Below are 6,000 nucleotides of genomic sequence, written 5' to 3'. Positions count from 1 at the left end.
GGATTGTCAGTGCCGAAGGGTTCAATAGAAGGAAGAGCGGCTATCGCACCAAGGAGTGCGGCCACATCCTGTGTGGCTTCCTCGCCCCGTTCCCCGGGGGCCATCACCGGAATACTCATACCACAAGCCTACGCCCGTCGTGACCGAAACGCTATAGTTCCTAGAAGAAACATTCTAAGCAATATCTACTCAGACCCCACCACGCCTCAGCTACACAAACCGAAACACAAGCCGAAACCCGACCCGTACCCACCCCCACAACGCAAGAACCGCCGTCGTCCGCCAACCAACAGCACCAACTCCTCCAGCGGATCCGACGCTAGGCCCCATGAACTGCAATCCCGCCCGGCGCCTCCGCGTTGAACACTAGGCGGCGATTGGCGATCTTGTCAGTGAAGAACCTGTCGTGGCTCACAACCAAAACCGCCCCGGGAAAATGCAGCAACGCTCGCTCCATGACCTGAGTGCTGGACATGTCCAGGTGGTTGGTGGGCTCATCAAGGACCAGTACGGACGCGCCAGAAAGCAGACATTGGGCCATGGCGACGCGGGCACGCTGGCCACCTGAGAGATTCCCGATGCGCTGCTTCAAATCAGCCTCGGAGAACTGGAACATGGCCAGAAACCTGTTGACGGATTTTTTAGTAGCGGTCAGGGCAAGGCTGTCGGGCATGGCGTTGACCGCATGGGTAACGGTGTCCTCCGGGTCAAGCTCGTCAAGAACCTGGTTGTAGGAGACCAGCCCGCCGCCCTTCGCCCAAGTGACGTAACCGGAATCGGCAGGCTCCTCCCCCGTCAAAGCCCGCAACAGCGTTGACTTGCCCGAACCGTTGGAGCCCAGCACCACGATCCTGTTTCCCCTGCGAATCTCAAAACTAAGGTCGCTAAACAGGGTGCGCTCCCCGTAAGACTTCGTCAGTGACTCCACCCGGCACAGCACATCCTTGACGTGCAGACCACCGTAAATTTCGGTAATGATCTTATCCACTGGCCGCGGCGCACGCGATTTCTTGATCTTTGAAAGCTTGGAATCGAGCCCCTTTGTGGCACCCTTAGCGGCCTCACGCCGATCAGAAATCCCCTCGGCTTCGAAGGCGAGCAGCTCGGATTCATGCATAAACTGGCTCTCAAGGCTCTTAAGCCGGAATTGCTTGGCTACCACGTACTGGGCAAAATTGCCGGGGTACTCATGCAAGTGGTAATTCTCCAGTTCGATGATGCGGGTGACCACTGAGTCAAGGAATTTCCTATCATGGGAGACGATGATCGCCGCACCCTTGAAGTTCTTAAACCAGGCTTCCAGCCATTCAACTCCCGCCACATCTAGGTAGTTTGTGGGCTCGTCGAGCAGTAGTACCTCGGGGGCCTCCAACAGAATCTTGGCCAAGGCCGCACGGTTGCGCCAACCGCCCGAAAGATCGTCAATGGGGCACACCCGGTGCGCTTCATTGAAGCCAAGTGTAGTCAGCACCTTGTCGATGGAACGCTGATAATCCCAGCCATCTAGCCGGTCCATATCAGCAAAAAGCTCGGACTGCCGGTGGATCAGCCGGTCCATTTCCGCCTCAGCCTGATTGAGCGCAAGCGCAGCATCGATCTCCGCAAGCTCAGCCTCAATTTCAAGGACGTGCGCAAACACGTCTTCTAGCACCTCTAGAATGGTTGACTTTCCATTGAGCTCGGAAAACTGGGAAAAGTAACCGATCTTTGTACCCAGCTCAATGCTGACTGTGCCGGTGTCCGGCTCCACCTGATCCATGACGAGCTTGAGCAGCGTGGACTTTCCCGAGCCATTACGCCCGATCAAACCCACCCGATCCCCTGCTTCCAACTTGAAAAACGTCTCGCGAAGCACCTGAACCTTGTCAAAGCGGACGCTAACATCGTTCAAACGGATCAAGCTCATGGGTGTGTTCCTTTTATTGCAGATGTAGGTAGATGGCGGGGCCGGGAAAACACCCACCATCATTTTACCGCTGAACCGTGACGCGATCTCCGCATGGAGAACGACGCCGGGGGAGACAAGGCGGGCCACGCACGTAGGCGACGCGAACGTTCATAGGAGAGCAGTCCGCCTAGGCCTGGCTACGCTGCAGCCTGTACGGTTATTTCTAATGACGCGGCCGCCAAAGAGGGCGACCCAATCGATGAATGGAGATTAGATGAGCGCGCCAATTCGTATTGGAATTGCTGGTTACGGAAACTTGGGTCGTGGCGTTGAGGCTGCGATCGCCAAAAACGCGGATATGAACCTGGCTGGTATCTACACCCGCCGCAATCCGGCCGATCTGTTACCGCTCAATGCTGGGGCAGCCGTGTACTCCATGGATGATTTGGCCAGTCACGCAAATGACATTGACGTGCTGATCCTGTGCGGAGGATCCAAGTCAGACCTGCCCGAGCAGGGCCCGGTATTGGCTGCGTTGTTTAATACTGTGGACAGTTTTGATACGCACGCGCGAATCCCAGAGTACTTCGCTTCCGTGGATACCCCAGCGCTGGCCAACTCCAAGACTGCCTTGATCTCTGCGGGCTGGGATCCGGGCATGTTTTCCATTAACCGTGTGTACGGTGAGGCATTGTTGCCCGACGGCGAAACTTACACTTTTTGGGGCCGCGGGCTGAGCCAGGGGCACTCGGACGCTATCCGTCGCGTTTCGGGGGTGGCTGGCGGAGTGCAGTACACCCTGCCATCGGAAGCGGCTATTGAGGAAGTACGCAGCGGCTCGCGGCCGGAGCTCACAACGCGTCAGAAGCACACCCGCGAATGTTTTGTAGTGTTGGCAGAGGGAGCATCCGAAGACGCCGTCCGTGCCGAGATTGTGGGGATGGAACACTATTTTGACCAGTATGACACCACAGTGAACTTCATTTCCGCCGAAGAATTGGCACGCGATCATGCAGCCATGCCCCATGGAGGGTTCGTTATTCGTAGCGGAAACACTACCGCCGGGCACTCCCAGGTGATCGAGTACTCGCTGGCGTTAGAAAGCAACCCGGAGTTCACCTCCAGCGTGTTGGTTGCCTATGCTCGCGCCGTGCACCGCATGAATCAGTCCGGTCAGTTTGGTGCTAAAACCGTTTTCGACGTGGCCCCCGGACTACTCTCACCTAAATCCGCGGAGCAACTGCGCGCCCAACAGCTCTAGGGGAAATCCATGGCGGAGGTGAATAGTTTTGCCTTCCTTTTCTTCAGCGCCATGACTTTCTCCTCGATCGTGTCCTTGGCCACCAACCGGTAGACCACGATATTTTTAGTCTGTTCCATCCGGTGGGTGCGGTCTGCGGCCTGATTTTCCGCGGCAGGATCCCACCAAGGATCCAGCAGAAAGCAGTAGTCGGTTTCTGCGAGGTTTAGGCCAAAGCCAACCGATTTTAAACTGTTCAGAAACATCGGTGCGGTTCCTGGCTTGAACTTCTCGTTGGCCTCGCCATGCTTGCTGGTTTAGCCGGCCAAATAGGCGTACGCAATGACAGCTGCGATCAGACGTTCCCAGGTTTTGCCCAGAAAGATTGTGAACTGGCCAAAAATAGTGCCCGGCGTCCCTCGCCACCATATCTTCAAGCTGTTCACATAAGATCTCGAGCTTGCTGGACGCAGCAATGGCGTACTTCGGGTCAACTAAGGAGGCGTCCAAGCTTAACATCAGCAGCGTAGTGAGGGAGTGAAAAATGGCAAATTGCTTCTTTTCCATGTCGTCTACCAAGCCAACCAATTTTGGCGTTCACGCTGCCGATGACGATGATATACGGTGCGGTGTCGCGGAGCGAGTTCCAGGATTTGCTCCTGCTTGGGCGGCAGTTCCTTAGCTACTGTGTCCTTGATACGTCTCGTTGCCAGCGCCCGGATCCGCCGGCACAATTGTTTTTGCTTGTCCACATCCCCTTCCTTCTCACCAGGCTGGCAGTAATAGCCCTATGAACTACGTCGACAGCGGGAGCGGTTCCGTGGCGGTAGTGGCAAAAAGCCACCACAGCTCCATCGGGTTGCTTTGCATGCGTGTGCCAGTGCTGACCAACTTGAATGGGGCAGGGAATGACCTCAAAAGCTGGCTGGAATCAGTGAGATGCTTCTTCAAAAAGTCGGCCTCGTCCAGGATCAATCCCGCACATTTCCGGCTTTCATAGGCTTCATTTTCTGGGCGGAAAAAATGCAGGAGGTACTGACGACGTCGGCCCCGCTCACCGCTGAGACCCCATGGGTTCTACTTTTTGCGCAGCTGGTCGGTAATTGCCCTGGTGTTCAGGGCTGGCGCAGAGCAGCTGGGCTCGGCCGCCCTGTTGGATATCACCGAGGTGGGTGCAACCACAGGGTTGACAGACACCACCTTGAACACCGGGGACCATAACAACCGCGATGACCCAACAAGTCCGTGACGCTTGCCAAAGGAGCTGACCAACCATGGCAACAAGTCTTCGTCGGGACCACTTCAAAGCCTGCTTCCGCCGTCGTCGTACATCATGACCACAGTTAGTTCGCACCAGATTGCATTCACTCATGAGTGCAGTGCGGGCACCTTCCATGGCAAAAAGTCCACCATATTATTTGCGGCTGCCGACCGTGCAACTTTCCGGGCTTTCCCTCCGATTCATGGACGAACACCCCGCGTTGTACAAGTTAAGCCAGCAAACCGAGTTCACCTTCGTTGGGACACTGCGCTTGCATTACACCCGGATCGATGGAGGTAGCGTTGACGGTCTCGACGCCGGTTAGCTGACCAGAAAAGTGGAACTCCTAGCCCTTGCGGTGGGGGTCTGAGGGCTGATAAGTATCGGTGAGAACCTCGGCATGCAGTGGGCACTCCGGCAGGAAGGCGATATGGAAACCACAGGCGACTGACGACTAGCTATACCTGAGTAAGTTTTCAAGTGAATAATGGATTAGCTTGGACCCGCACTGGTACCCGAGCCTGCACCACCGGCAGCAATTAATGACAGGAGAACCAACCATGAACCAAAATGAGTACAAGCAAGCACCTCACGAGGGGCGCCTTTTGGGGCGAACTGCCCTGGTAACTGGAGGGGCCAGCGGCATCGGCGAGGCTTGCGCACGGGCCTTTGCCGCCGAGGGCGCCGTAGTTACTGTCGCAGATGTGAACAAAGCGGCAGCCACTGAACTTGCAGACCAAATTGGCGGCGATGTGTGGGCCGTTGATTTAAGCGACACGAAAGCACTTGAAACGTTGGTATTGACCACCGATATTTTGGTGAACAACGCCGGCATCCAGAGCATCGCACCGATCGAAGAGTTCGTACCTGACACGTGGCGACTGATTCACAAAATCATGCTTGAAGCCCCCTTTCTCCTAATCCGCGCCGCACTGCCAGGCATGTACGCACGCGGGTTTGGACGCATCATCAACGTCTCCTCAGTGCACGGACTACGTGCCAGCGCCTTCAAAAGTGCGTATGTGGCAGCAAAACACGGCATGGAGGGCCTCTCAAAGGTCACAGCATTGGAAGGCGGAGCACACGGGGTCACCAGCAACTGCATCAATCCCGGCTACGTCCGCACACCGCTTGTGGAGAAACAGATCACCGAGCAGGCGAAAGTGCATGGCATCCCCGAGTCCGAGGTCATTGCCAAAATCATGCTCACAGAAAGTGCCATCAAACGGCTCGTTGAACCAAACGAGGTGGCTTCATTGGCCACCTGGTTGGCAACAGCAGAGGCCGGCATGGTTACGGGCGCCTCATACACAATGGACGGCGGCTGGAGCGCGCGATGACCCAACCGATGCTCTGGAGCGGTGCAGTTAAATCAATCACAGGTAGTGAGACACGCTCGAGTGCCGTCTCGTCGCGTTGGTGCTGATCCACCGCCGTCCTAAGCCGGTCTCTTTCTCAACCGAATTACCTTGACTATTCACGTCTCCATTCTGCCCTCACCTGGCATTGACCCCCCTGTAGTGATATTTACATGGCGCACGATTCGCAAGGGCAAGCCCACCCTTGGGACCCTCCGCCAGCTAGAGGCATTGGCTCATGCCACGGCCACTT

6 protein-coding genes and 1 pseudogene are annotated in these 6,000 nt (G+C 56.3%); 4 read left to right on the top strand and 3 right to left on the bottom strand.

Features of this window, described 5'->3' with window-relative positions; translation table 11 throughout:
• Window positions 1–319 precede the first annotated feature (319 nt).
• Window positions 320–1,906: an ABC-F family ATP-binding cassette domain-containing protein gene (locus QMG40_RS16685; RefSeq protein ID WP_283532251.1), complete on the bottom strand. Its 1,587-nt coding sequence runs from the start codon at window positions 1,904–1,906 to the stop codon at window positions 320–322.
• 256 nt (window positions 1,907–2,162) lie between these two features.
• Between QMG40_RS16685 and QMG40_RS16680 the strand changes: the two genes are divergently transcribed.
• Window positions 2,163–3,149 carry a diaminopimelate dehydrogenase gene (locus QMG40_RS16680; protein WP_283532250.1) on the top strand — a complete coding sequence of 329 codons (987 nt, stop codon included), beginning with the start codon at window positions 2,163–2,165 and terminating at the stop codon, window positions 3,147–3,149.
• Here the strand turns inward: QMG40_RS16680 and QMG40_RS16675 are convergent.
• Together QMG40_RS16675 and QMG40_RS16670 are read right to left on the bottom strand one after the other, a co-directional pair.
• Window positions 3,146–3,418 (bottom strand): annotated as a pseudogene (locus QMG40_RS16675) (helicase-related protein); the annotation flags it as partial. The gene QMG40_RS16680 and the pseudogene QMG40_RS16675 sit on opposite strands and share 4 nt — an antisense overlap.
• Before the next feature lie 282 nt (window positions 3,419–3,700).
• The gene (locus tag QMG40_RS16670; RefSeq protein WP_283532249.1) at window positions 3,701–3,880 is read right to left on the bottom strand and encodes a hypothetical protein; all 180 of its coding nucleotides are present in this window, start codon (window positions 3,878–3,880) and stop codon (window positions 3,701–3,703) included.
• Between the two features lie 332 nt (window positions 3,881–4,212).
• Between QMG40_RS16670 and QMG40_RS16665 the strand changes: the two genes are divergently transcribed.
• From QMG40_RS16665 to QMG40_RS16655, 3 genes are all read left to right on the top strand, one after another.
• Window positions 4,213–4,377: a hypothetical protein gene (locus QMG40_RS16665; protein WP_283532248.1), complete on the top strand. Its 165-nt coding sequence runs from the start codon at window positions 4,213–4,215 to the stop codon at window positions 4,375–4,377.
• Between the two features lie 214 nt (window positions 4,378–4,591).
• Window positions 4,592–4,714: a hypothetical protein gene (locus QMG40_RS16660; RefSeq protein WP_283532247.1), complete on the top strand. Its 123-nt coding sequence runs from the start codon at window positions 4,592–4,594 to the stop codon at window positions 4,712–4,714.
• A gap of 235 nt (window positions 4,715–4,949) precedes the next feature.
• Window positions 4,950–5,729, top strand: coding sequence for a 3-hydroxybutyrate dehydrogenase (locus tag QMG40_RS16655; protein WP_283532246.1), 780 nt, complete (start codon window positions 4,950–4,952; stop codon window positions 5,727–5,729).
• The last annotated feature ends 271 nt before the right edge of the window (window positions 5,730–6,000 follow it).

It is taken from the genome of Arthrobacter antibioticus (assembly GCF_030063205.1).
Taxonomy (GTDB): Bacteria; Actinomycetota; Actinomycetes; order Actinomycetales; family Micrococcaceae; genus Specibacter.
The sequence above is the reverse complement of the archived record's forward strand: the minus strand, read 5'-3'. Positions and strand labels throughout refer to the sequence as shown.

Coding starts and splice junctions, on each gene's coding strand:
- QMG40_RS16685 (WP_283532251.1), bottom strand. CDS start 1,906: ATGAGCTTGATCCGTTTGAACGATGTTAGCGTCCGCTTTGACAAGGTT.
- QMG40_RS16680 (WP_283532250.1), top strand. CDS start 2,163: ATGAGCGCGCCAATTCGTATTGGAATTGCTGGTTACGGAAACTTGGGT.
- QMG40_RS16660 (WP_283532247.1), top strand. CDS start 4,592: ATGGACGAACACCCCGCGTTGTACAAGTTAAGCCAGCAAACCGAGTTC.
- QMG40_RS16655 (WP_283532246.1), top strand. CDS start 4,950: ATGAACCAAAATGAGTACAAGCAAGCACCTCACGAGGGGCGCCTTTTG.